Annotated in this window: 19 protein-coding genes; 16 read left to right on the forward strand and 3 right to left on the reverse strand. The window is 51.1% G+C overall.

From position 1 onward, the window contains the following. Positions 1-48: 48 nt before the first annotated feature. Positions 49-1,311, reverse strand: a complete 1,263-nt coding sequence (locus tag B4H10_RS03380; protein WP_292018174.1) for a M20 metallopeptidase family protein — start codon at positions 1,309-1,311, stop codon at positions 49-51. A gap of 226 nt (positions 1,312-1,537) precedes the next feature. On the opposite strand from B4H10_RS03380, the gene B4H10_RS03385 reads away from it, so the two are divergent. The 16 genes from B4H10_RS03385 (at position 1,538) to B4H10_RS03460 (ending at position 22,132) form a co-directional block, all read left to right on the forward strand. Then, on the forward strand, positions 1,538-2,965 hold the full coding sequence (locus B4H10_RS03385) for a CCA tRNA nucleotidyltransferase (protein ID WP_292018175.1): 1,428 nt from the start codon (positions 1,538-1,540) through the stop codon (positions 2,963-2,965). Beyond that, positions 2,962-4,938, forward strand: coding sequence for a penicillin-binding protein (locus tag B4H10_RS03390; RefSeq protein ID WP_113855628.1), 1,977 nt, complete (start codon positions 2,962-2,964; stop codon positions 4,936-4,938). The genes B4H10_RS03385 and B4H10_RS03390 overlap by 4 nt, the downstream gene beginning before the upstream one ends. A gap of 14 nt (positions 4,939-4,952) precedes the next feature. After that, complete coding sequence (locus B4H10_RS03395; RefSeq protein ID WP_059075396.1) at positions 4,953-5,792, forward strand: bifunctional 5,10-methylenetetrahydrofolate dehydrogenase/5,10-methenyltetrahydrofolate cyclohydrolase; 840 nt, start codon at positions 4,953-4,955, stop codon at positions 5,790-5,792. Between the two features lie 42 nt (positions 5,793-5,834). Continuing rightward, positions 5,835-7,001: an SAM-dependent methyltransferase gene (locus B4H10_RS03400; protein ID WP_059075395.1), complete on the forward strand. Its 1,167-nt coding sequence runs from the start codon at positions 5,835-5,837 to the stop codon at positions 6,999-7,001. 136 nt (positions 7,002-7,137) lie between these two features. Then, positions 7,138-7,512: a desulfoferrodoxin family protein gene (locus B4H10_RS03405; RefSeq protein WP_200817493.1), complete on the forward strand. Its 375-nt coding sequence runs from the start codon at positions 7,138-7,140 to the stop codon at positions 7,510-7,512. Between the two features lie 98 nt (positions 7,513-7,610). Next, positions 7,611-8,183 (forward strand): histidine phosphatase family protein, encoded by a 573-nt coding sequence (locus B4H10_RS03410; RefSeq protein WP_075581316.1) that lies wholly within the window; start codon positions 7,611-7,613, stop codon positions 8,181-8,183. Positions 8,184-8,275: 92 nt separating this feature from the next. Then, positions 8,276-8,863, forward strand: coding sequence for a 30S ribosomal protein S4 (rpsD, locus tag B4H10_RS03415; protein ID WP_059075392.1), 588 nt, complete (start codon positions 8,276-8,278; stop codon positions 8,861-8,863). A 622-nt stretch (positions 8,864-9,485) separates the two neighbouring features. Then, complete coding sequence (locus B4H10_RS03420) at positions 9,486-10,286, forward strand: tRNA threonylcarbamoyladenosine dehydratase (protein ID WP_059075390.1); 801 nt, start codon at positions 9,486-9,488, stop codon at positions 10,284-10,286. Positions 10,287-10,457: 171 nt separating this feature from the next. After that, positions 10,458-11,807, forward strand: a complete 1,350-nt coding sequence (locus B4H10_RS03425) for an MATE family efflux transporter (RefSeq protein WP_113855629.1) — start codon at positions 10,458-10,460, stop codon at positions 11,805-11,807. A 144-nt stretch (positions 11,808-11,951) separates the two neighbouring features. After that, positions 11,952-14,069: an excinuclease ABC subunit UvrB gene (gene uvrB / locus B4H10_RS03430; RefSeq protein ID WP_292018176.1), complete on the forward strand. Its 2,118-nt coding sequence runs from the start codon at positions 11,952-11,954 to the stop codon at positions 14,067-14,069. Between the two features lie 87 nt (positions 14,070-14,156). Further along, on the forward strand, positions 14,157-17,012 hold the full coding sequence (gene uvrA, locus B4H10_RS03435; protein ID WP_113855630.1) for an excinuclease ABC subunit UvrA: 2,856 nt from the start codon (positions 14,157-14,159) through the stop codon (positions 17,010-17,012). After that, entirely contained in the window at positions 17,012-18,841 is a 1,830-nt protein-coding gene (uvrC, locus tag B4H10_RS03440) for an excinuclease ABC subunit UvrC (protein WP_292018177.1), read from the forward strand. The genes uvrA and uvrC overlap by 1 nt, the downstream gene beginning before the upstream one ends. A gap of 30 nt (positions 18,842-18,871) precedes the next feature. Further along, positions 18,872-19,522, forward strand: a complete 651-nt coding sequence (locus tag B4H10_RS03445; RefSeq protein WP_170087551.1) for an RsiV family protein — start codon at positions 18,872-18,874, stop codon at positions 19,520-19,522. Positions 19,523-19,676: 154 nt separating this feature from the next. Further along, positions 19,677-19,838 carry a rubredoxin gene (locus tag B4H10_RS03450; RefSeq protein WP_059075385.1) on the forward strand — a complete coding sequence of 54 codons (162 nt, stop codon included), beginning with the start codon at positions 19,677-19,679 and terminating at the stop codon, positions 19,836-19,838. 153 nt (positions 19,839-19,991) lie between these two features. After that, positions 19,992-21,020 (forward strand): alpha-hydroxy-acid oxidizing protein, encoded by a 1,029-nt coding sequence (locus B4H10_RS03455; protein WP_059075384.1) that lies wholly within the window; start codon positions 19,992-19,994, stop codon positions 21,018-21,020. Between the two features lie 110 nt (positions 21,021-21,130). Beyond that, the gene (locus tag B4H10_RS03460) at positions 21,131-22,132 is read left to right on the forward strand and encodes a VirK/YbjX family protein (protein ID WP_292018178.1); all 1,002 of its coding nucleotides are present in this window, start codon (positions 21,131-21,133) and stop codon (positions 22,130-22,132) included. Between the two features lie 148 nt (positions 22,133-22,280). On the opposite strand, the gene B4H10_RS03465 is transcribed toward B4H10_RS03460, so the two are convergent. Both B4H10_RS03465 and B4H10_RS03470 read right to left on the reverse strand, forming a co-directional pair. Next, positions 22,281-23,909 (reverse strand): ABC transporter ATP-binding protein, encoded by a 1,629-nt coding sequence (locus tag B4H10_RS03465; RefSeq protein ID WP_292018179.1) that lies wholly within the window; start codon positions 23,907-23,909, stop codon positions 22,281-22,283. Then, positions 23,902-25,641 (reverse strand): ABC transporter ATP-binding protein, encoded by a 1,740-nt coding sequence (locus B4H10_RS03470; RefSeq protein WP_292018180.1) that lies wholly within the window; start codon positions 25,639-25,641, stop codon positions 23,902-23,904. The genes B4H10_RS03465 and B4H10_RS03470 overlap by 8 nt, the downstream gene beginning before the upstream one ends. Between the last annotated feature and the right edge of the window lie 77 nt (positions 25,642-25,718).

Genomic DNA, 25,718 nt, shown 5'->3' on the forward strand with positions numbered 1-25,718 from the left:
ATAATGTACCAGAATGCAATTGTATTTTTACGATAGACAGCATGCATGTCATACATTCCGCGCGGCCAGTGTATCTAACGGTTCATTCGTGCGGATGAATGATGTTTGTGGGTTTTCTTTCAAAAATGCCAGTGCATAGGATATACAGGCCGTTGTGCCGTAGACGAGAGCGTCTTCATCGAGGTCGAATTCCGGTGTATGATGATTGCCACCAGTACCTTTTGACGGATTAGCAATGCCTGTAAAGGTGAGGACTCCCGGATAGAGCCGGGTGAGGATAGCGAATGTTTCCGATGCCATCCACGGTTCGCACTTTGTCAGTATATCATTTCCCAGGGAGGCCGTTATGGCTTTTTCTGCCAGGGCCGCGCAGGTTTTGTCGTTGTGGACCTCATATAACGGTTTGGGTACGGGACCGCTGGTCCAGTTGCAATGGTAGCTGGCACAGGTGTGGTCCAGGAGATGATAAAATTCATCATAAAAGGGTTTGCCAGCTTTATCGTAATCAAAATAACGGCAGGTACCGCCAAAGGTCAGCTCCTGGGGGACGACATTCTGCAATTCACCGCTGTGGAGGCTGCCGATAGAGACGGCCAGGCACTGGCGTGGCGGGACAGCTCGCAGGCGCAGTCCCTGTAATTCCTGATTAAAGGCGGAAAAGCAGTCGATGGGACTGTGGCACAGGTCCGGACGGGATCCGTGACCTCCCTGTCCGTGAATGGTAATATCGAAACGGAACCCTCCCGCCATGGGGGCATCGGGACAGATGGCGATTTTACCCGTCGGGATATCCCAGCGCAGATGAGTGGCGTAGCATCCATCGATGTGATAACCGCTCTTTGTTTCCAGCCAGGGAACGATGTATTCCATAGCGTGTGAGTCTTCTTCTCCTTGTTCGAACAGGCAAATGATGGTGCCGGACCAGGTATCTTTACATTCATGCAATATCTTTGCCGCTACCAGCAGCATGGCGATGTGACCATCATGACCGCAGGCATGCATGACACCGGGAATCTGGGAGATACATGTCCTTTTTTGAGAAAGATTCATTGCTCCTTCCTGTACAGGCAGGGCATCAATATCGGCGCGGAGCAGCAAGGTGGGTCCCGGCTGTCCGCTTTCCAGGATGGCGGCGATTCCCCCTTTTTCAATGGACTGGGAGGGAATATGCCAGCCGCTCAGTTTTTCTTTTATATATGCCAGAGTCTTCGTTTCCTGCCAGGAAAGTTCCGGGTATTCATGACAGTGGCGACGGATTTCGACGAGCAGGGGGAATTGCGTTTCTACTAATTTTTTTATATCCAGAGACATGGAATAACCTCCTTACAGTATAATTTTTCTACATTATAGCATATTTAAACAGTAATACAAGACGGAGCATGAGATTTCCTTATAATGGACCTGCAATGTGTTCTGGGATAACCTTGTAATTTTCAGGCATATCATAGTATAATTAAGTATTCTGATAATATATTACAGAATTATAAGCTGGGAAATGAACTGGGATCCTGCTGTTGTAGGAAATGGGGTGTAGCTGTTGAATCCAATTGTACGGCGCGTTCTGCGTGCTTTTCGTGATGACGGTTTTGAAGCGTATATCGTAGGCGGGGCTGTGCGGGACCTGTTGATGAAGCGGCAGCCTCATGACTATGATGTGACGACGTCGGCGAGGCCGGAGGAAATCCGTGCCATAGCAGAAAAAGAACACTGGCACACCGTAGAAATCAACGGAGAAGCCTTTGGCATCGTCGTCCTGGTCGTCGATGGACTGACTATCGAGACGGCTACATTCCGGGGAGAACGGTATGGAACGGACAGTCACCGGCCAGAAACAGTCTGGTACGCTTCCACGCTTCGTGAAGATGTGATGCGCCGCGATTTTACCGTCAATGCCCTGGCTATGGATGACGAAGACCATATTTATGATTATACAGGTGGTCAGAAAGATATCCGTAAGAAACGTCTGGTTACCGTAGGCGACCCGCGGCGCCGGTTCAGTGAAGATGCCCTGCGCCTGTTCCGGGCCTGCCGGTTTACGGGACAGCTTGATTTCCTGCCGGTAAAAGAGCTGCTGCGTGCTATGCCTGCGGCATACGACCGTGTACGGGGATTGTCGCTGGAACGGGTCGTGTCTGAAATTGACCGGCTCATGGTAACGCCGGCTGCTTATAAAGGTCTTGATGTCCTCGTCCGCAGCGGCCTCGGTCAGTGCAGCTGCCGGCAGAAAGAAAATGGCATCTACCACGAAATCCCCATTCTGCCGGAACTGGCCCATCTGCCGGATACACCACAGTCGCTGCCGTTTCATGCGTTTGATGCCTGGTTCCATACCCTGGCCGTCGTCGCCCATACGCCGGCTGATCCGGTTATCCGCTATGCTGCGCTGTTTCATGATGTGGCGAAGGGACTGCCGGGAATCCGTGGCGTACACAAAGGCCGTCTGACCGATTATGGGCACGATGACAAAGGCGCCGAAATGGCTGCGGATATCCTGACCCGGTGGCATAAGAACCCGGCCTTTGTCCGGCGCATAGCCTGGCTGGTCCGGACGCATATGAAATTCCATTATTTTGCCAATACGGGCGAAGGGGATATCAATAAATGGCTGCGCCGGGAGGCATTATATGGCCCGTTCCGGCGCAGTGAAGAAATGGCAAAAGCCATCCGCCAGGCGACGGCTCTGGCTGTCGGCGATATCTGGGGATGCGGCCATGAACATACCGATACGAGCGGTACCGAATCATTTGGTGCCTTTATGGAAGAACTGGCGCGGGAAATGCCCGTCAGTACGAAAGACCTGCATTACGACCGCCGCCTGCCTGGTGCATGTGGCCGCCGTACGGGGGACTGCCTGCGCAATCTCCTGAAACGCGTCCAGAATAAACAGCTGGAAAATGACCCGGCTGCGCTGCTCGATGCGGCAGAAAAATGGCTGAAACGCCATGAAGAGGCTGAAACTCAATGAATACAGAGGATAAAAAAAGACAACAATTCATGAAACGGCGTATTGCTGCATGCATCGTCGTCATGTTTACTGTATGTGCCGTCGTTTTTGGCCGGTTGTTCTGGCTGCAGGTCGTGAAGGGACCCAGCCTGTCCCGCCGGGCCGACGCCCAGACGGAAGAAAGCCGGAAAATTCAATCTCCGCGCGGTACGATTCTGGACCGGGATGGCCGGGTATTGGCTATCAGCGAAATGGCAAAGTCGCTGTATGCCGATCCTACTATGATCAACCGAAGTCCCAGTGAAATGGCCCATATTCTCGCCCCATATCTGAAAATAAAGGAAAGCGAGATACAGGAGCGGCTCCAGCGGGATACGGCCTTTGTCTGGCTGGAACGGACGATGGATCATGACCACTATGAAGCACTGCAGCAGGTGATAAAAGATGAAAAGCTGCAGGGGCTGCGGTTTAATGATGAAAACCACCGGTACTATCCCAATGGCAAAATGGCGGCCCAACTCATCGGATTTGTAGGAGAAAACGACCAGGGGCTGGATGGCATTGAAATGGTGCTGGACAAAGAAATAAAAGGGGATGTGCAGAAGTTCCATATTACGACAGACCGTAATAACGTTCCTATTCTCGAATCGGCGCTGGAAAAGATACTGCCAGACCAGGAACGGTCGGTCCAGCTGACCATAGACAGCACGATTCAATATGTCGTGGAAAAAGGGCTGGACGGCATCATGCAGCGCAATCATCCGTCAGGGGCCGCCATCATCGTCATGAATCCCAAGACAGGGGAAATCCTGGCGATGGGAAGCCGTCCGAATTTCGATCCCAACGAATACGGTAAGGGTAATGCGGAAGCGTATAAGAACCGGGCCGTGGTCAATTTGTATGAACCGGGCTCGACCTTTAAGCCGATTATGGCAGCTTCTGCCCTCGATTCGGGGAAATGGGATGTCAACCGCGTATACCATGACGTAGGATATATCGACGTCGATGACCGGACCATCCACAACTGGGATGATGCCGGCATGGGCAATGTCACCATTAAGGAAATATTGAAATTTTCCATTAATACCGGCATGGCATATATTGGCATGCAGATGGGCGGCCGCATAGAAACGGAATATGCCCGGCGTTTTGGCTTCGGCCAGCCGACGGGAATCGAACTGCCCGGCGAAGGGGCCGGCATCCTGTTTGATGCTTCTTCTATGAGCCGTGTCGATGAAGCGATTATGGGCATCGGCCAGGGCAATGCCGTGACGCCACTCCAGATGGTCCAGGCTTTCGGGGCTATTGCCAATGGCGGCCATATGATGAAGCCCTATGTAATTAAAGAAATCGATAATCCCGATGGTTCCATTTATAAAAAGGCCGAACCGACAGAAGTCGGTCAGCCTGTCTCGGCCGACGTAAGCAAGACCATCAGTAAAATCATGGCAGAAGAAATTTCTTCCGGCGGCGGACAGAATGCCCACATTGCCGGGTATGATTTCTGCGGTAAGACAGGGACGGCTCAGAGGCTCAACGCCGAGGGAACCGGCTATGCGGAAGGACAGTATATTGGTTCCTTTGTCGGCTTTGGGCCGTTGGAAGATCCGCAGTTTGTCGTCCTCATCGTCGTCGATAATCCATCAGGCGTCTATTATGGCGCCCAGGTAGCGGCACCTGTATTCAAAGAGATTATGGAAGAAATTGTACGATTTAAGGGAATTCGTCCATCTCATGGGCAGGAAAATCTGCTGCCACGTCGAAAACAGGAAGAGAAGGGGCAGCGGCGCCATATGCCGGAAATTCACCGCAGTGACGACGGCATCCTCATGCCATCTTTCATTGGCTGGGATAACCGGGAAGTCAATGACTGGCTGGACAAAGCCGGGCTTGGCTTTGTGCCGAACGGAGCCGGACGCGCCGTATATCAGAGTCCGAAAGCAGGTACATATGTCAGGGATGGCGATGATGTCCACGTGACATTCCTGCGTTAAAAGGGGGAGTTTTTGTGTTATTGTTAGATGGGAAGGCTGTAGCAGCCTTTCATCGTGAGAGGGTAGAGAGCAAAATTTACGATTTCCAGGAACAACATATCCGGCCGGAACTGGCTATCGTCCTGGCCGGTCAGGATAAGCCCTCGGCGATGTATGCCTCTTCGATGCAGCGCGTAGCCCGCAACGTCGGATTATCCGCTGAAATTTACCGTTTGTCCGAATCGGTAAGCGAACGGGACATCATTTCCATGCTCGAACATTTCAATGAGCAGAAACATATTTTTGGCATTCTCATGATGATGCCCCTGCCGCATCATCTCAACGCTTCACGGATCATCAACTGCATCAGTCCCGATAAAGACGTAGATGGACTGACCGATACGAATATTGCCCGCCTGTTTTCCGGGAGGTCCGGATTTGTACCGTGTACGCCCCGTGCCGTTATGGCCATTCTGGATTATTATCACATTTCACTGACGGGGAAGGATGTCGTTATCATTGGCCGGAGCAATGTCGTCGGCAAGCCACTGGCCCAGCTCTGCCTGAACCGCAATGCGACCGTTACTCATTGCCATACGCGCACCCATGATCTGAAAGCCGCGGCACGGCGGGCGGATATTCTGATCAGTGCCGCCGGGGCGCCGGGACTCATAACGGCCGATATGGTCAAACCGGGAGCTGTCGTCATTGACGTAGGAATCAACCGCGTCGATGGCAAGACTGTCGGCGATGTAGATTTCGAAGGCGTTTCCCAGGTTGCAGGGGCACTGACACCCGTGCCGGGTGGCGTAGGTGCCGTTACGACTATGATGGTTTTGGAAAACGTAGTCTGCCGGGGTGCATGGACGGACTAGGTTTATTATAAATAATATGATGAGAATGGAAGGTGTTTAGTCATGCATATTATGGATAATTTCCTCATTTATTACTTGCAACGGTTTGACAAGTACTGCTTTGAAGTAGTACTGCACGGCCATACCTATACCATAGGGACGGGCAAACCCCTGTTCCGCGTATTGGTGCATAAGGATATTCCTAAAAAAGAACTCCTTACGTCTACCTCGCTGGCATTGGGCGAAGCCTATATGAAAGGCGATATCGAAGTGGAAGGAGATTTGTTCGTCGTCTTAAAATGCATTCTCGAACAAATCGACCAGTTTTCCCTGGACCGGTCAGCTGTCAACAATCTTCTTTATCCGTCAGAAGATAAATCGACACAGCGCGAAGAAGTATGCTCTCATTACGACCTGGGGAATGATTTCTACAAACTCTGGCTGGATCCGACCCTGAGCTATTCCTGTGCCTATTTCAAACATGATGACGACACGCTGGAACAGGCACAGCGCAATAAAGTAGATTATATTTTATCCAAACTCCATCTGGAAAAGGGCATGAGTCTCCTCGATATCGGCTGTGGCTGGGGCTTCCTGCTCATAGAAGCAGCCAAAAAATACGGCGTAACCGGTTATGGCTGCACCCTGAGTCACGAACAATGGGCCATGGGGCAGGAACGCATCAAAAAACTGGGACTGGAAGGACAGATCCATATTGACCTTATGGATTACCGGGATCTGCCCAAAAAGGGACTGAAATATGACCGGCTGGTCAGCGTCGGTATGCTGGAACACGTAGGCCGTTCCCAGTACGAACGCTATATGTCCATTGCCAATCAGATTTTGAAGCCGGGCGGACTGTTCCTTCTCCATTATATTGATGGCCGGGACGAAAAAAACAGCAATCCCTGGATGCGCAAGTATATCTTCCCCGGCGGCACACTGCCGACAGTCTATGAAATCCTGAAGCTGGCTTATGATGGCGATTTCCAGATCCTCGATGTGGAAAGTCTGCGCCGTCATTATTATCGCACTCTAAGCTGTTGGTATCACAATTTCCAGAAGGTACGTGACCAGGTAGCTGCCGATAAGGGAATGGAATTCGTCCGCATGTGGGACTTATACCTCTGTGGTTGTGCCGTAGCATTTTATATCGGCTATATCGACGTCCATCAGCTGCTCTTTACCAAAGGGACGAACAACGATCTGCCTATGACACGCTGGTATTAATCTGGAATATAAATTTTAATGTATTTTGTTCAATCCTCTATATGGCAGGAGACAAAGGGGAACTGAGTATGCTATACTAATAGTATGATTTACTTTTTCATGTCAACAAAGCTTTTTTCTAGAAGGAGGTATGAACATGGCAGTAGAATTTTATAAATGTGAATTATGCGGCAATATCATTGCCGTCATCAAAAACGGCGGTGGCAAGAATCTCGTCTGTTGCGGCCAGCCGATGACCCATCTTGTGGCAAATACCGTAGATGCATCGGCTGAAAAGCATACACCGGCAATTGCTAAAGAAGGGGCTATGCTGCAGGTGACCGTAGGTTCGATAGAACATCCCATGCTGGACAACCATTACATCGAATGGATTGCCCTGGAATGCGATGGCAAATTGACCTTTAAGTACCTGAAACCGGGTGAAGCTCCCAAAGCTGATTTCCATGCCGTGGATAAGGGTACTGTATATGCATACTGCAACCTTCATGGCTTATGGAAGGCTGATATTTAGAAAGTATAGGCACGAGCCTGAGGCGGAAGTCTCTGGCGTTATGTAACAGGTGGGGCTGTCTTACGGGGCAGCCCCTGTTTTTTTAGGAGGGAAAGGGCTTGAAAAAAATATGGTTTGTCCGTCATGGAGAAAGTGCTGCTAATGCGGGTGAAGCAACCCGGGATCATCGTACGATACCGCTTTCCTCTCTGGGGGAAGAGCAGGCCCGGGCTGTCAGCATTATTATCCCCAAACCGAAGCTTATCATTACATCCCCTTACCTGAGGGCCCGGCAGACGGCAGCTCCGCTTATGCGGCTCTATCCCGATGTACCTGTAGAAACGTGGGATTGTGTCCATGAATTTGTCTATCTGTCACCCCGCACCTGTACCGGTACGACATCGGCCCAGCGCCGGCCCCGGGTCATTGCCTACTGGCGTCATCTGGATCCAGACTATGTGGACGGCGACGATGCCGAATCATACAAGCATCTCCTGCAGCGTATCCACCAGACCATAGACCGGCTTCGCGGCCGTCCTGAGTCGTTCATCGTCGTTTTCAGCCATGCCCAGTTTATGCGCAACCTCCTTCTGGTCATGCAGGAACCGGATCTTTCTCCCCGTGACTATATGAAACGGTTCCGGAAAAGCGCGACTATCCGCAACGGTCAGATCGTAGAAATCCGGCTGTAACGGAATTTGACAGAACTGGCCTTTCATGGTAAAATACTATCACTGCATTGTGTGCAGCCTATTTTATTTTAAACTATGAGGTGATGTAGAAAATGGCAACGAGGAGAGACCCGCGTTTTAAAGAATGTCGCCGGTTCGGACTGAATGTGTACGGACATCCTAAGGCATTAAAACGCGTCAAAAAAGAACAGCGTCAGAAAAAAATGTCTGAATACGGTACACAGTTACTGGAAAAACAGAAGCTCCGTGCATATTACAACCTGCTGGAACGTCAGTTTGTCCGGTATTATGATAGAGCAAAGAAGATGGAAGGTGTTACGGGCGAAAACATGCTGAAACTGCTGGAATGCCGTCTTGATAACATCGTTTATCGCATCGGTTTTGCTAATTCCATCCGCCAGGCACGTCAGATGGTCAACCATGGCCATATCCTCGTCGATGGCAAACGCTGCGACATTCCGTCCGCCCGCGTAAACGTTGGTTCCGTCGTATCCCTGAAAGAAGCTTCCCGTTCGAACGAAATGTTCAAGAAATCCTTCCAGGAACTCAAATCCTTCGATGTAGCTTACATCGACAAAGATTTCGACAACTTTGCTGGTACCCTTACCCGCATGCCGGAACGTGACGAACTCCCAATCGAAATCAACGAAACACTGATCGTCGAATTGTACTCCAAATAATAGACAATATATCTGGATTACAACAACCTATGCAGAAAACAGGAAATCCTATGGATTTCCTGTTTTTTTATTCCAGATCAGGTTTTATCGATGAGCCACTTATTACATAGCAACATGAATCTTTTTCCCACAGAATGCAATACCGTATTTCAAGACAGATGGTATCTGCTTCTGCTTGAATTCAGCTATATAATGCTGTTTTTCGATTATAAATCAGACACATCGCCTGAATCCGCACAGAATCGGTTGAGAATTTCGCTTTGGAAAACATGGGTCAGTTCAGCATTGGGAATCATGAGCTGGCAAAGGCGCCCATTGGGAGCCGGCGTATTTTTTACAGCTGTCAGATAACCGGTCATCAATAAGAGCGTGTAAAGTCCGTCTTTATTTTGGGAAATATCCTTGTATATTAAACCTTCACGGATTATGGCGGCAACAGTACCGCCGTGCAAAAGAGTCAGTAGGTTTTTCTCCTGGTTTCTTGTGTTCCTTTGCAGCATATGCTGGATGATAGCATTCGAAGACGTATTTTCGTTCTAATGAGAAGAAATAGAACTGGATACTAGGGAGAATTTATGATATAATAATCTGTCACTATAGAGATAGAAAGGAACTTGTTATTATGTTGGGACGTTTTTCCAGAACGGAATTATTGCTGGGTCATGTTGCCATGGAAAAGCTGGCACAGACGACGGTAGCTATTTTTGGGATTGGTGGTGTCGGTTCTTATGTGGCGGAAGGTCTGGCCCGTTCCGGTATCGGTCATTTTGTTCTCGTCGATAATGATCTGGTCTGTCTGACCAATATCAACCGGCAGATTCATGCGACATCGAAGACGGTTGGCAAAAAGAAGACGCAAATGATGAAGCAGCGGATTCTGGATATCAATCCCCAGGCTGTTGTCGATACGATAGAAGAATTTTTTATGCCTGATGTAGCGGACAAGTTTTTCCAGCAGCACTACGATTATATCGTCGATGCTATCGATACGATGACCGGAAAAATCGCCCTCGTCGTGGAAGCAGATAAGAGACATATCCCTATTATCAGCTGCATGGGGGCCGGCAACAAGCTGGATCCTACGAAATTTGAAGTAGCCGATATTTATAAGACCAGCGTAGATCCTCTGGCACGGGTCATGCGCCGTGAACTGAAGAAGCGGCATATAAAAAAATTAAAAGTCGTGTACTCCAAAGAACAGCCGTTGAAACGCCGTCAGAGTGGCTGTGGTGCCAACTGCATCTGCCCGCCCGGGAGCTCTCACAGCTGTGACTTCCGTCGTTCTGTACCAGGGAGTATTTCCTTTGTACCGTCGGTAGCAGGGCTGATTATTGCCGGGACTATTGTCAATGACCTGGTAAAAGACTGTATTGAAGACGATACGAAAGCAGAAGGACCGGGAACGGGCGTACTGAATCGCTGAGTTATCGAATATAATAATAATTTTGGAATCATGAGGATGGACTGAACGGGAATTGTCATCAAAGCTGTGATGGCAGTTCCTGTTTTTTTGCCAGATGCAGTATCGCAGCGCCATCAGAGGCTGTGGTATACTATAGTATATATTTAATAATAGATTAGGAGACCCGGATAGATGAGAGATGCTTCGTTTTTAGGAACCCAGCCGGTCAGCAGGCTGCTCTGGAAATTTTCAGTCCCGGCCATTACCGGTACGGTCATTACGGCTTTGTACAATGTAGTTGACAGTATCTTTGTTGGCCAGGGCATTGGTGAACTGGCACTGACAGCTGTCACCGTTGCCTTCCCGGTTCAGACCCTGCTCATGGCGTTTGGCATGCTCATCGGTGTCGGTTCAGCCAATATCATTTCTATCCGCCTGGGACAGGGGCGGACAGACCGGGCAGAAGGTATACTGGGAAATGCCTTTACCCTGATGTTTGCCATCATGGTTGTAACGACCGGATTGTTCCTGTGGTATCTCGATTCCCTGCTGCAGGATTTCATGGGAGTGGATCCGGCTGTCCTGCCCTATGCCCACGATTTCATCAGCATTATTCTCGTAGGCAGTGTATTCCAGCACATCGGTTTTGGCATCAACAATGTCATCCGCGCCCAGGGAGATCCACGGACGGCCCTGGCGACACAAATCATAGCAGGTATCATTAACGTCATACTGAATTACTTGTTTGTGTTCACGTTCCAGTGGGGAATCAGCGGGTCGGCACTGGCAACGGTACTGGCACAAGCCGTAGCGGCTGTCTGGGTCACCTGGTATTTTATCTGGGGCCCGGCTGTGCTGAAGCTGCGGTGGAAATATCTCCGTCCCCGGCTGCATAGTATACTGGATATCGTCAAAATAGGCTGTTCTCCCTTTATGATGCAGCTGGCTGCCACAGCTGTCATGGTCGTCTTCAATGTACAAATCCAGTTTTATGGCGGCGTGACGGCAGTAGCTGCCTACGGCATCATAAACCGGCTTATGATGCTCATTTTTATGCCTGTCGTCGGCATCAGCATGGGGGCCCAGCCTATTTTAGGATTCAATTTTGGGGCCAGAAAGTATGACCGCGTCCTGCATACACTCCGACTGGCTCTGTTGGCGGCAACGGGGGTCAGCATTCTGGGATTTATCATCGCCGAAGTGTTTCCCCAGGAAATCATCCGTATTTTTAACGATTCACCGGACCTGCTCCGCGTCGGGGTGAGAGCGATGCGTATATATCTGGTGATGACGCCCGTCGTCGGCTCTTCCATCATAGCGGGAAATTATTTCCAGGCCGTCAATAAACCCCTCTTTTCCCTGTTCTTTACGATCAACCGCCAGGTCTTTTTCCTCATTCCCTGTGTCTATCTGTTTTCCTCGTTCCTGGGTCTGGATGGCATCTGGCTGGCCGGAGCCGTCAGTGACGGGGCGGCGTTCATCGTTACGACAGCGGCATTAGTCTATAATGTACGACAAATGAAAAAACGGATACCGGCCTAAACCGATGGGTGGTATGTATTGTCCTGTTATCATCAAGGAGACTGTCCTGTCATGCAGTCTCCTTTTTCTGTACATATGTTCGCCAATATGCTATACTGGGATAACGGAAAATTGCTATTCCTTTGTTCTGATTCGAGGTCTGCTATGGATATACAATCGCATTTAAATAAAGATTATGATACGTCTCATCCGTTCCGGGTCGTTGCGCCATATGAACCGATGGGAGACCAGCCGGAAGCCATTGCATCACTGGCTGAAGGGGTAAAGTCTGGTCAGTGGGCGCAGGTCCTGCTGGGGGCTACGGGGACAGGCAAGACGTTTACCATGGCCAAGGTCATTGAAGCCGTGCAGAAACCGACGCTGGTCATTGCCCACAACAAGACGCTGGCTGCCCAGCTTTGCAGTGAATTCAAGGCGTTTTTCCCCGATAATGAAGTAGCATACTTTGTCAGTTACTACGATTACTATCAGCCGGAAGCGTATATTGCTTCGACCGATACGTATATTGAAAAAGATGCGTCTATCAATGATGAAATCGATAAACTGCGCCATTCGGCGACGATGAGCCTCTTTGAACGGCGTGATGTCATTATCGTCGCGTCCGTGTCCTGTATCTATGGCCTGGGCGATCCGGAAGATTACAGTGAACTCGTCGTTTCTCTGCGGCTGGGGCAGGAAAAGTCACAGGAAGAAATCCTGCACAAGCTGGTCGATATCCAGTATACACGCAATGATGTGAGCCTGGAACGGGGGACGTTCCGCGTCCACGGTGACACCATCGAAGTATTTCCGGCGGCCTTTGATAATTCTGTCATCCGCATTGAAATGTTCGGTGATGAAATTGACAGGCTGACCGAAGTGGACGTACTGACCGGGGAAGTGATTGCCGAACGGAAACACGTGGCGATTTATCCGGCCAGTCATTATGTTACGACGAAAGATAAGATGGAACGGGCTCTGGGAACTATCCGGAACGAACTGGATGAACGGCTCAAAGAGCTGAAAGATGGCGGTCATCTCCTGGAAGCCCAGCGACTGGAACAGCGGACACGTTACGACATGGAAATGATGGAAGAAATGGGGTATTGTTCAGGGATTGAAAACTATTCCCGTCACCTGGCAGGACGAAAAGCCGGACAGGCCCCGTATACGCTGCTTGACTATTTCCCTGACGATTTCCTCATCATGGTCGATGAATCCCACGTGACGCTGCCACAGCTGCGGGCCATGTATGCCGGTGATCGTTCGCGCAAGCAGTCGCTCATCGAATATGGCTTCCGTCTGCCGTCGGCTCTGGATAACCGGCCCCTGACCTTTGATGAATTTACAGAACGGATCAACCAGATTATTTTTGTCAGCGCTACACCGGGAGACTATGAAATGGAAGTGCAGACTAATCTGGCCCAGCAGATTATCCGGCCGACGGGACTGCTCGATCCGGAAGTGGAAGTCCGCCCCATTGCCGGCCAGATGGACGACCTCCTGGGTGAAATCCGCAAGCGCCGTGAGCGTCACGAACGGGTGCTGGTCACGACGCTGACGAAAAAGATGGCAGAAGACCTGACGGATTACTTGAAAGAAATGGGAGTGCTCGTGCGCTATCTCCATTCCGATATTGCTACCATCGAACGGGCCGATATCATCCGGGACCTGCGGGCCGGCGTGTTTGATGTCCTGGTCGGTATCAACCTGCTGCGTGAAGGTCTCGACATGCCGGAAGTGTCGCTGGTGGCTATTCTCGATGCCGATAAAGAAGGGTTCCTGCGGTCCGATACGGCTCTCATCCAGACTATGGGCCGGGCAGCCCGTAATGTCCATGGCAAAGTCATCATGTATGCCGATAAGATTACCGATTCCATGGCCCGTGCCATAGATGAAACGAAACGGCGCCGCAAAGTGCAGGATGCCTATAATAAAGCACACCATATTACGCCCAAGTCGGTCAAAAAAGAGGTAGTCGATCTGATAGAACTGACGAAAGTAGCAGAGGACCAGAAAGAGTATGGTCATAGTGCGGATAAACCGCTGACCCGGGAAGCACTGCATAAGGTCATTCAGACGGTAACATTGCAGATGAAGCAGGCCGCCAAAAATCTGGAATTCGAAAAGGCGGCGGAATTGCGGGATCGGCTGGGGCAATTACGGCAGAAACTGGCGGACATGAGCCAGGACGACACGCTGCCCAAAGAAATGCAGGGCAGTGACATGCCGAAGCGGCGGTACCGGCGCAAAATCAAGCGGCCCGATGCGAAGAAGCGATAGGCACAGGCAGCAGTTCGCAGGCCGTAACGGCCCGTTTTTCATCAAACCTCAAACATCAGACGTCAAACTTCAAACGGGAGGCACGAAGTGCAAGATAAGTATATTGTCATCAAAGGTGCCAGACAGCACAATCTGAAGAATATAGATGTAAAAATACCCAGGGATAAACTAGTCGTATTTACCGGCCTGTCCGGGTCGGGGAAGTCATCCCTGGCTTTCGATACGATTTATGCCGAAGGACAGCGGAGATATGTCGAATCGCTGTCAGCGTATGCCCGCCAGTTCCTGGGACAGATGGATAAGCCCGATGTCGATTACATTGAAGGGCTGTCGCCGGCTATTTCTATCGATCAGAAGACGACGAGCCGGAATCCCCGGTCTACTGTAGGGACGGTCACAGAAATCTACGATTACCTGCGACTGCTGTATGCCCGTGCCGGGGAAGCGTTCTGCCCGAAGTGCGGCAAGCCCATCCGCCAGCAGACAATCCAGCAGATGGCCGATTCCATCATGGCTCTGGGTGACGGAGAAAAAGTCATGATTATGGCACCCGTCGTCGATGGGCGAAAGGGGACTCATCAGAAAGTATTGTCCCGTCTGGTCAAAGATGGATATGTCCGGGTGCGCGTCGATGGAGAAGTCTATCTTTTGTCGGACGATATTCCTCTGGAAAAGAATAAGAAGCATACTATCGAAGTCATTGTCGATCGCCTGGTCATCAAGGACAGTATCCTGACTCGGCTAACTGACTCTCTGGAAACGGCAGCGAAATTAGGCGAAGGCATCGTCCATGTCTTCCGCATGAGCACGAAAGAAACTGTGACGTACAGCCAGCATTTTGCCTGCCCCGATTGTCATGTGAGCCTGCCGGAAATCGAGCCTCACCTGTTTTCGTTCAACAGTCCCTTTGGTGCCTGTCCGGCCTGCTCAGGCATCGGCAGTACCATGGAAGTTGATCCCCATCTGTGTCTGCCTCATGGTGATGTATCCTTTGCCGACGGCTGTATTGCTGCCCTCAGCAGTAATCCCGATTCATGGTTCATGCGTCAGCTGGGAGGCCTTTTGAAACCGTATGGATTTACGATACAGAATTGCTATAATGACCTGCCGGAAGAACTGCAGCAGAAATTGCTCTACGGTTCGGATGATGAATGTGTCTTTGAATATGAAAATCTGCGCGGTGAAGTTAAGACATTCTCGACGCCCTTTGAAGGGGTTATACCGATGGTGCGCCGCCGTTACCGCGAAGCTTCATCAGATATGATGCGCGACCAGTTTGGCCAGTTTATGTCGGTCAAGCCGTGTACGGCCTGTCATGGGGCCCGGTTGCGGCCGGAAGCGCTGGCTATTAAAATTGGCGGACTGGACATCCATGAGCTGACAGATTTATCCGTGACGGATATGATTCACTTTTTTGATACGTTGGAACTCAGCCATCGGCAGCAGCTGATTGCCAAACAGATTCTCAAAGAAATCAGGGCCCGCCTCGATTTCCTGCGGACCGTAGGGCTGGAATATCTCACATTGTCCCGGACTGCAGGCACTTTGTCAGGCGGGGAAGCCCAGCGCATCCGCCTGGCTACGCAGATAGGTTCTGGTCTGGTCGGCGTCCTGTATATTCTCGATGAACCGTCTATCGGCCTTCATCAGCGGGACAATGACAAACTGCTCGGTGCCCTGAAGCATCTCCGCGACCTGGGAAATACCCTGATTGTCGTAGAACACGACGAAGATACCATGCGGGCGGCCGATTATATTCTCGATATCGGGCCGGCAGCCGGAGAACACGGGGGACGGATTGTTGCCCAGGGGACGGCGGAAGATATCATGGCATGCCCGGAATCCCTGACTGGACAGTATCTGAAAGGGACGAAATTCATCCCTGTTCCGGCACAGCGCCGTCCGGGAAATGGAACGCAGATTGAAATCGTCGGTGCGGCAGAACATAATTTAAAAAATATCGATGTAGCCTTTCCTCTGGGAACACTTACGGTAGTGACCGGTGTATCTGGTTCAGGAAAATCGACACTGGTCAATGAAATCCTTTATAAAGGGATGGCAGAAGCCGTGTATGGTACGCCCCACCGGCCGGGAAAATTTAAAGAATTGCGCGGCACAGAATACATCGATAAAATCATCAATATTGACCAGTCGCCTATCGGACGGACTCCCCGATCCAACCCGGCTACCTATACGGGTGTCTTTGATTTCATCCGCCAGCTGTTCAGCCAGACGCCGGAAGCCAAGGTCCGTGGCTATAAAGCCGGCCGGTTTAGTTTCAACATCAAAGGCGGCCGCTGTGAAGCCTGCCGGGGCGACGGCATCATCCGCATCGAAATGAATTTCCTGCCCGATGTCTACGTGCCCTGTGAAGTATGCCATGGTACGCGGTACAACAGGGAAACGCTGGAAGTAAAGTATAAAGGCAAGACGATTTCCGATGTCCTGAACATGACCGTAGATGAAGCCTGCGATTTCTTTGCCCAGATTCCGCGCATCCTCAATAAACTGAAAACGCTCCAGCAGGTCGGTCTCGGGTATATCCGACTGGGACAGCCTGCGACGACCTTATCCGGCGGGGAAGCCCAGCGGGTAAAATTGGCGACAGAGCTTTCCAAGAGAAGTACCGGGCGCACGTTGTATATCCTCGACGAACCGACGACTGGGCTGCATACGGCGGATATCCACAAGCTGATGGATGTCCTGCAGCTTCTCGTCGATGGCGGAGATACGGTCGTTGTCATTGAACATAATCTCGATGTCATCAAGGCGGCTGATTATCTCATCGATCTGGGACCTGAAGGCGGCGACGGAGGCGGCACGGTCGTTGCGACGGGGACGCCGGAAGATATCTGCGCTGTCCCGCAGTCGTATACGGGGCAATTCCTGAAACCCGTACTGGAACGGACGCGGAAACTCATGGAAGAACGAGGTGACCAATAGTGGCATTTTCACAGGCCGTGCTCGAAAAAGTGAATAATCTGACGACCCAGCCCGGCGTGTATTTATGGAAAGATGCCAAAGGTCATATTATTTATGTGGGCAAGGCAGTCAATCTGCGCAACCGCGTCAAAAGTTATGTCCGCAACGATGCCAACCGGGCCGTCAAAGTGGCGGCTATGATCAGTCATGCTGTCGATCTGGAAACCATCGTCGTAGCCAATGAAATGGAAGCGCTGATTCTGGAAAATACGCTCATCAAGAAGCATCATCCCCGGTATAATATCATGCTTCGCGATGACAAGACCTATCCTTATATCAAGGTGACGCTGCAGGACGACTATCCGCGGGTCTGCATGACCCGGCGGGTCCTGCGCGATGGTGCCCGGTATTTCGGCCCCTTTGCCGATGCCGGGGCAGTGCACCGCGTCCTGAAACTGATGCAGCGTGCCTTCCACATCCGGACCTGCCGCAATCTCAAAGCAGACCGGCCGTGCCTGCAGTATCATATGGGACATTGCGATGCGCCCTGTGTGCACTATATTACAAAAGCTGATTATCAGGAATTGGTCCGGCAGGCCGTGGATCTGCTGGAAGGAAGGAATACGCCGCTTATACGGGATTTACAGCAAAAAATGGAAGCAGCATCGGATGAGCTGGAATTTGAAAAAGCAGCTGTGTACCGGGACCAGATAGAAGCCATCCGGGTCATTCAGTCCCAGCAGAACATCGTTACCCAGGGCGGCGATATGGATGTATTGGGACTGGCCAGCGACGCCGGACAGTCCTGCGTCCAGATTTATACCATCCGCAGCGGCAGGCTTATGGGACGGGAGACATTCAGTCTGGATCACAGCGATGATGAGTCAGTCGCCGATATGACGGAAGCTGTCATTGACCAGTATTATACGGCCCAGTCGTTTATCCCGCGGGATATTGTCGTAGCCGCTGTGGCAGAACAGGAAGATTGTGAACGGCGGCTGAGCCAGCTGAAAGGCCAGCAGGTCAACCTAATCATTCCCCAGCGGGGCAGTAAAAAGAAACTCCTCGCCATGGCGGAAGAAAACGCCCGCGTCCTGCTCGAACAGAGACGGCTCCAGTGGCAGCATGATACGGATAAGACGAGCGGTGCCGTCCAGGCTCTGGCCCGGGTGCTGGACCTGCCGTCCCTGCCGGAACGGATGGAGTGTTTTGATATTTCCCATACCCAGGGCATCGAAACGGTTGCCTCTATGGTAGTTTTTGAAAATGGTCAGCCGGCACGCAGTGAGTATCGGAGGTTTAAATTAAAAACCGTACAGGGAAAGCCCGATGATTTTAAATCTATGGCGGAAATCATGGAACGGCGGTATAATGAAAAAGACTGGCCCGTTCCTGATTTAATAGTCATCGATGGCGGCAAGGGACAACTCCATGCCGCTCTGCCAATCATACGGCAGGCCGGGTGTGAGGCGCCGGTCATCAGTCTGGCCAAGCGCATAGAAGAAGTCTTTGTCGAAGGGCGCAGCGATTCAATTATCCTCAGCCATCATACGCCGGAGCTGCAGCTGCTGCAGGCTATCCGCGATGAGGCGCATCGTTTTGCTATTACCTACCACCGGCATCTGCGGGGAAAGCGCAGTCTCGTTTCTATTCTGGACCATATCGAAGGCATCGGTCCGGCACGGCGCAAGGCACTGTGGCAGCACTTTAAAACGATCGATGACATGAAACAGGCAGAAATTGATGAATTGGCGGCTGTACCGGGAATGACTCGTCAGACAGCTGAAAATGTATATTATTTTTTCCGCCTGGGAACAGATGAAAAACGGAAACAAACTCAATTGAAGTAATATTACGAAGTATCAGAGGAGGGATTTTCGATGAAACAAAAAATATTAGCTATGCTCAGCGCTGCTCTGTTGACAGCATCAGTTGCGCTGGCGGCGCCGCCTGCCGATGTTCAGATGGTACAGATGCCGCGGTCAGAAGATGGAGACAGTTATCTGGAAATGTCCTATCCCGACGTCACGGTCATGGGAAATGCGGCAGCGACGGCACAAATCCGTCAGTATTATGCAGATGAACAGAAAGAAACGCAGGATTTTTTCAATAAGCAGAAAGATAAAGCCGGCAATCATAGTTTTGTCACGGAAACGAAATCTTATGAAGTAACGCATAATGATGGTACCTATTTATCCATCGTCGAATCGGGACAAATCTATTTTGGCCGGGATGCTCACCCGACCCATTGGAAAAAAGGGACAACGTTTGATTTGACGACGGGGAAAAAAGTAACCTGGCAGGAAATTATCAAGCCGGGCGATGAAAAGTATTTTACGATCAAAAAAATCAATCAGGCGTTGTTCTCCAGCAAGTATCAGCTTTCTTCTTATTTTACCGGCCTGACACAGCTTCCGGAAAACTATTATCTCGATAAAGCGGGGAATATCCATTTCCTGTTCGGGCTCTATGAAGTAGCTCCCTATTCTACGGGCATCGTCGATTTGAATATGATGAAACGAGCAAAGTAAATTCGCATGTATCTTCGGTCTTATGGTAGTGTGTCCATTAGGAACACTACCATATATACATTTTTCAGTTGCAAATTTTATAGGACCATGATATGATGTGATGAGTGAAACATAATTATTTACTAAGATTTAGTATGATTTTGGAGGTAGAATCATGGACAAATACGAATGCACTATTTGTGGTTATATTTATGATGAAGCAGAAGGCGACGCTGACAACGGCGTAGCAGCAGGCACAAAATTTGCTGACCTGGCTGATGACTGGGTTTGTCCTACCTGCGGCGCTGGTAAAGACGCTTTTGTAAAAATGGACTAAGTCTGTCTCTATAGGCGGATTCGACGGGATTGTCTTCGGGCAGTCCCGTTTTTGTTTTATGATAGATGCATTTTTCTATAGCGTAACAGGATGCATTGCAGTACAATATAAATAAAGTGTCATACATGTATATAACTTAAGGAGGTATGTCAAATGGATTTGAAAGAAGTACGTGACATTGCGCGTCAGAAAATGAAAGGCTGTCATGTCTGTCCTGAATGTAATGGGAAAGCCTGCGTCGGCATGATTCCCGGTTTTGGCGGCCTGCGCACGGCCCGTTCATTTATGCGCAATATGGAAGCATTGCAGGAATACGGCCTGGTCATGCGCAGCATGTCCGGACAGGATGAACCGGATACGAGCTGTCAGATACTGGGACGCAAACTGAGTATGCCTGTACTCATTGCGCCTGTCGGCGGGATTGTCCTGAATGCCAAGGTAGACGGTGATCCGGCTACAGTAGAACAGGAATATGATGAAGCCGTGACACAGGGTGCCATGGACGCAGGTACGCTGTGCTTTACTGGAGACAGCGGCGCTCCTTATATGTATGCTTCGGGTATTGCTTCCTGTAAGAAACGCCCGGGCGTAGTCATCCCGACGATCAAACCCCGCAGCAATGACAAAATCATAGAAAAAGCCCATGAAGCGGAAGCTGCCGGCGCTTTCGCCGTTGCCAGCGATATTGATGCGGCGACATTGATCAATATGCGCATCTTTGGCCAGCCAGTAGGACCTAAGAGCGCCAGTGATATTACAGAAATCGTGAAATCCATCCAGCTGCCGTTCATCGTAAAAGGCATCATGTCGCCGGAAGAAGCCGTTGCCTGTGCCGATGCCGGAGCAAAAGGCATTGTCGTCAGCAATCACGGCGGCCGTGTCCTCGACGGCATGGCAGGTACGGCGGATGTGCTGCCGGGCATAGCTGATGCCGTTAAAGGCCGGCTGACGATTTTCGTCGATGGCGGTGTCCGTCACGGCGAAGACGTACTGAAGATGCTGGCTCTCGGTGCTGATGCGGTCCTTTTGGGACGTCCGGCTGCCGTAGCCGCTATCGGTGGCGGGGCGGAAGGTGTCAAACTGCTTCTGGATACACTGAAGCGGGAACTCATGGATGCCATGATGATTACCGGTGTCCGCGACTTGTCCCACGTCCCGTCAAATGTTGTTAGAAAATTATAACGATTGGCAGCCAGTCACCAGCCACTAATCCTACATTGACAGCCCGCTTGTCTTGCCCGTATAATAGTACTATTGCAATTATTGCAGTTGTACTCGATAGGAGGTATTTCATGCACAGCATTTCCTATTTCTGGCACTTATCGCGCCTTATATACGGACCACGGAATTTCCAGGAAAACAAGCGGGCTGTCGTTTTTTTTGCCCGTGCCATATCTAACCGGACCTTGTTTGAAGAATTGTACGATTTCTTCAATCACTATGAACCCATGAAAGGATTCTTTGACCAGCATGATCCTGATTTCCAGGAAGTCATGACCCGCGTCTTCTTATTCAAGAATTCGACCATGCGCCAGCGCCTCGATACCTTGAAGCACCATTTCACTATCTTGCGGACGTTCTTTTCCGATGACGTCATTCACGAACTGTACTGGGGAAATGGCTATACCCTGTGGACCTCGCCGGATGAATCGCTGCCCTTGGAAGCACGGCTCATCTTTGATACGGGCCAGCGCAAGGAAGGCTTCCTGTCACTCTATCTCTATCACGAAGGCCAGATGATTTACCATTTTAATTTCCGCTTTGACTACAATGCTGATGGCACACCGTCCATGTATATCGGTACTATCCAGGGATCAAAACACGGCCTGGAAACGACGAAAGTCCTGACTAAAAAGCTTTTTGGATACCGTCCGAAGAATTTTATTCTTTACTTGATGCGCATTTTCGTCCAGACACTGGGCATTCACGATATGTACGTCATAACCGACGAAGGCTTCTATACTAACAGCCACATGCTGCGCGGCAACCGCTCGAAGAAGACCAATTTCAATGACTTCTGGGTTGGTGAAGGTGCCGTACCTGATAGTAAGGAACAGTGGTATTTCCGCCTGCCTATCGAAGAAAAACGGCGCAAATACGGCGAAATCAAGTCCCAGAAGCGCAATCTTTTCCGCAAGCGCTATCTCCTTATGGACACCATCGTTCCTCCCTATATCGCTGCCATCAAGTCTCTCTTCCGGCAGGGATTTGATCCCATACCGTCGGCCATTGACGAAGCGGCTATCACCGATAAACCGGCTGACTACGATCCCATCGAAGCACCGGTGAAATAGCCTGTAGTACAAAGTTTATAGTTTGCAGCAAAAAAGAACCCTTCAGACGCATGCAACAGATGCTCTCTTTTATAGTGCATCTGCTGCATGACGGTGAGGGTTCTTTTTTTGGTGCGACCGGCAGCCATCAGCTAGCGACCTGCGATTCCTACGGATCTCCGATGACGATGCGCCGGCCTCCCTGGGATTCGTAAAGACGATGAGAAATAGAGAGGACGGTCCGGTTCTGGGCAACTGCCTGCAGAGCCTGAAGAACTTGGGATTCTGTGAGGGAATCGAGGTTGGCTGTGATTTCGTCGAACAAGAGAATTTGCGGGTCCATGACGACGGCCCGGGCGATGGACAGGAGCTGGCCCTGGCCACGGGAAAAGAACTCTGGCTTGTAAGGCGTAGCCAATCCCTGGGGCAGGGCGTGGCATGTATCCCAAAGGCCGACGAGATGCAGTGCCTTTTCTATTGCTTCCGGTGTAACTCTCGGGTCTTTCAGGCTGATTTGATCGGCAACGGTGCCATGGATAGCGTGGAACTGCTGTTCGACATAGCCGAAGACCTGACGGCGGAGGGGAGCAGCCATGCGGGACGGATCGCAGCCGAAGACGCGGACCTGGCCCTGCCGGGGCCGGTAGAGGCCGAGGATGAGCTTAAAGAGGGTGCTTTTGCCGGCTCCCGTGCGGCCGGTGATAGTAACCATTTCCCCGGCTTCTACGATAAGAGTGAAGTGATGGAAAATGTCGGCTTCCTTGCCGTAGCCAAAGGCGGCATCGCCGATGACAAGCGGTGTTGCAGCCGGGTCGGGTTCCATCGTGCCGTTCTTTTCCTGGACGGGTTCGGCGAAGAAATCTTTCAGGCGGCCAATGCCGGCGACGGCAGACTGGATATTCTGGATTTCCATGCCGATGCTTTCCAAGGGCGAGAAGATACGGCGTACATAGGCGATGAGAGCGACAACACTGCCGACGGTCATGCCGAATAGTTCCTGCAGGGACGGACTGCTGACAGACAGAGACATCATCAGGCAGATGATGACTGTGCAACTGGTGATGATGATGGGCGAATAGATGGAATCGCAGAAATTGCTCCGTTCCATGGCCTCGAAACTATCGCGGATTGTACGGCCATAGCGCTGGCGCATATAGCGTTCCTGCTGGCAGGTATGGATCGTGCGGATATTGTGAACCGTTTCTGGTATGAGTTCATTTGTCCGGCTGACAGCGATGCGGTTGTCCCGCTGGGCCTGGAGCATGCGTTTTTGGAAGTAGCGGGTCAGGAGAAAGAGCAGGGGAAGGCAGATGCAGATCAGTGCGCCCAGCCCCGGGCTCAGATGGAATACGACGGCGAGGATACTGAAAATCGTGAATACGTCGGCAATCATACTGACCACGCCGGAATCAAAGAGGTTTTCCAGCGTATCGACGTCATTGACGAAAAGTGATGTGACGGCACCGGCTTCGTGGTTGACAAAGTATGATGCCGGAAGGTCGTCAAGACGCCGGCACATGGCCGAGCGCAGATCATGTGTGATTTTCTGGCCGAATATGGTAATCAGCGTTTCTTTGAAGGCATCGACGAGACCACTTCCGGCATTGAGAGTGAAATAGAGTACACCGGCTGCCATCAGGGGGTAGGTGCTGAAAGCGCCGTTGACAAGGCTGTCAATGATATACTGAAGGATGAGCGGCGGTGTAATGCTCACGGCGATGGACGCGATGATAGCCAGGATGAGGATCAGCAGGAGCAGGCTGTTCTTCCGTAAGGTCTGTAAAAAGACATTACCCATGGGAACCACCTCCCTGGGCATGCTGCAGGTCATAGAGTTTCCGATAGGCCTGGCACGATACATACAATTCTTCGTGGGTGGCGGCGATGCTGCTCCCGTCACCATTCAGCCAGATGATTTGGTCGAGCATTGGGAAAAGAGTCAGACGATGCGAGATGAGAAGGATGATGCGGTCTTTGCAGTCTCGGCGCAGGTGGCTGTAAATAGCTCGTTCTGTCGCCATATCGACGGCGGCGAAGGGGTCGTCGAGAATCAGTAGCGGCCGTGGATGAAATAGCGTCCGGGCCAGGGCGATGCGGGCCTGCTGGCCACCGGACAGGCGCTGTCCCCCCTCGCCGATGAGGGTCCGGATTCCGTCAGGAAAGGACGCGCAATCCTGATCCATACAGACTGCGTTCAGAACGGGGATGATGTCGCCGCCTTTGCCAAGACGGATATTTTCTTCAATCGTGCCGGCAAAGAGCTCTGCGTCGTGGCCGCAATAACCGGCGATGCCCTTGGGAGGTGTATGGCCATTGCCCAGCTCCTGCGTTCCAAAAAGAATCTGGCCGCCATGCGGATTTTCGCAGAGAAAAGCCAGTCCCAGTGTCGATTTGCCAGAGGCCACGGGACCGGTGATTCCGATAATGTCTCCGGGACGGGCTGAAAAGGAAAGTTCCTGAAAAATGGGCACGTCACTGCCGGGGTAGGTAAAGGAAAGATGTCGGACGGTGAGATAAGCCGGTGCCGCCGGCGGCACTGTCCGGGAAAGTGTACTGGCGGCCCGCAGGTGGGGCTGGATGCGCAGCCAGGAAACCTGGGCCTTCTGGATAGCGTTGAACAGTTTGGCCGCATGGGACGATTTTGTCGCCAGTCTGATGAAGCAGGCCAGATACGTCGAGAAGGCGGCAATATCCCACGTTTCCCAGCCCGTTCCCAGGACATTGTGGCCACCGGACCAGATGACCAGTATCGTGCCAATCATAGCGATGACTTTGTAAATCGGCTGGAGTGCGTTTTCCCAGAGATTGGCCAGAATCATTTTCTTTTCATAATCAGTCAGATAATCTTCATAGCGCTGGTCCTGCACGGCTTCTTCGCCGTAGACGCGGTATGTCATGGCATTGCTGATGCGGTCCAGTGTCATTCCTGACAAAGCGCCGCTGCTCTCTTTACTCCTGGCTGCCGTCATAGCGACCGTGCGGCGCAGACTATTGGCCAGGGCGTAAGCGATGGGCGGGAAGACCAGGACGCATAGGGTCAGGCGCCAGTCATACCAGGCGATCATGACCACATAGGTCACCATGACAATGCCCGTATCAAAGATTTCTGTCGTGAATTTGCGCATTCCTTCGACACACGTATCGATATCAGAAATGACCTTAGTCATTAATGCTCCCGTATCGGCCCGTTCCATATCCCTCTTTGGTGTCTGGACCAGGTGCTGGTAGAGTATATCTTTCATGGACAGACTGATATTGTTGGCAAATTTCCGGACGTACAGGCGCTTGACATAGCGCGAACTCTGGACGCCGAGAATGACAAGGGCGTAGGACAGACAGAGAACGTACATATCTGCTGCCGTCCTGTTGCCGGCAAAAATATCATAGAGGCATTGTGCCAGCTGCCCGTCGAACCAGGGAGCGGCAATCATGCCGACATTATACAAAATGCCACTGAGCGTGACGATGAGCAGTAATTTTTTTTCATGATAAAAATAATAGCGGACTGAACCCGGTCCTAAGCGTTTCAAAGCGAACACCTCACAGTTTCTGCTTCCTGTATCTTTTCACTATACACTAATACAGGCAGTCGTACAACTGGAATCGC

Origin of the sequence: Megasphaera sp. UBA4382 (genome assembly GCF_002391155.1) — a bacterium.
GTDB classification, from domain to species: Bacteria; Bacillota; Negativicutes; order Veillonellales; family Megasphaeraceae; genus Megasphaera; species Megasphaera hexanoica.

Excerpts from the sequence above, each read along its gene's own strand:
- B4H10_RS03455 (WP_059075384.1), top strand. The coding sequence starts at position 19,992 with ATGGATTTGAAAGAAGTACGTGACATTGCGCGTCAGAAAATGAAAGGC.
- B4H10_RS03445 (WP_170087551.1), top strand. The coding sequence starts at position 18,872 with ATGAAACAAAAAATATTAGCTATGCTCAGCGCTGCTCTGTTGACAGCA.
- B4H10_RS03465 (WP_292018179.1), bottom strand. The coding sequence starts at position 23,909 with ATGGGTAATGTCTTTTTACAGACCTTACGGAAGAACAGCCTGCTCCTG.
- rpsD (WP_059075392.1), top strand. The coding sequence starts at position 8,276 with ATGGCAACGAGGAGAGACCCGCGTTTTAAAGAATGTCGCCGGTTCGGA.
- B4H10_RS03390 (WP_113855628.1), top strand. The coding sequence starts at position 2,962 with ATGAATACAGAGGATAAAAAAAGACAACAATTCATGAAACGGCGTATT.
- uvrB (WP_292018176.1), top strand. The coding sequence starts at position 11,952 with ATGGATATACAATCGCATTTAAATAAAGATTATGATACGTCTCATCCG.
- B4H10_RS03380 (WP_292018174.1), bottom strand. The coding sequence starts at position 1,311 with ATGTCTCTGGATATAAAAAAATTAGTAGAAACGCAATTCCCCCTGCTC.
- B4H10_RS03405 (WP_200817493.1), top strand. The coding sequence starts at position 7,138 with ATGGCAGTAGAATTTTATAAATGTGAATTATGCGGCAATATCATTGCC.
- B4H10_RS03400 (WP_059075395.1), top strand. The coding sequence starts at position 5,835 with ATGCATATTATGGATAATTTCCTCATTTATTACTTGCAACGGTTTGAC.
- B4H10_RS03420 (WP_059075390.1), top strand. The coding sequence starts at position 9,486 with ATGTTGGGACGTTTTTCCAGAACGGAATTATTGCTGGGTCATGTTGCC.
- B4H10_RS03460 (WP_292018178.1), top strand. The coding sequence starts at position 21,131 with ATGCACAGCATTTCCTATTTCTGGCACTTATCGCGCCTTATATACGGA.
- B4H10_RS03425 (WP_113855629.1), top strand. The coding sequence starts at position 10,458 with ATGAGAGATGCTTCGTTTTTAGGAACCCAGCCGGTCAGCAGGCTGCTC.
- B4H10_RS03450 (WP_059075385.1), top strand. The coding sequence starts at position 19,677 with ATGGACAAATACGAATGCACTATTTGTGGTTATATTTATGATGAAGCA.